This is a genomic window from Pseudomonas onubensis (assembly GCF_965653655.1).
In the GTDB taxonomy this organism is placed as follows: domain Bacteria; phylum Pseudomonadota; class Gammaproteobacteria; order Pseudomonadales; family Pseudomonadaceae; genus Aquipseudomonas.
In genome coordinates this window covers 1-398 of sequence record NZ_CBFHAZ010000328.1, presented here as the reverse complement: position 1 = coordinate 398, position 398 = coordinate 1, and the positions used below count along the sequence as shown (strand labels likewise).

General features: G+C 47.5%; 1 protein-coding gene. It reads right to left on the bottom strand.

Features of this window, described 5'->3' with window-relative positions; genetic code table 11:
- The coding region (locus ACTD9P_RS30190; protein WP_438870510.1) for a GNAT family N-acetyltransferase at positions 1-398 on the bottom strand (398 nt) is incomplete at both ends.

The window sequence follows — 398 nt, the reverse complement described above, 5'->3', positions numbered from 1 at the left end:
ACTTATGATAATTCGGAATCCGCCCGCCGATAATGATGCTTTTCAGATTCAATCGTCTCGCCAAGTCTTTTCTCGCCTCATACAGCCGGTGTCCGATTTTCATCCGCCTGTATTCCGGGTGAACCATTACCTCAATCCCGTACAGATTCAATCCGTCCGGGTTGTGGTTCGTGATATAACCGTCGTCTGTAATGTCCTGCCACGTGTGGCGGTCATCATATTCATCGAAATTGATGATCAGGCTTGAGCATGAACCGATAATTTCCCCTTCATACTCGGCGCAAAACTGACCTTCCGGAAAGTGCGCGAGATGGCTGATTAAATGCTCAGGCTCCCACGGCTCCATCCCCGGAAAACAATCCTTTTGCAGCTCAATAATTTTGTTGATATCTTTCTCT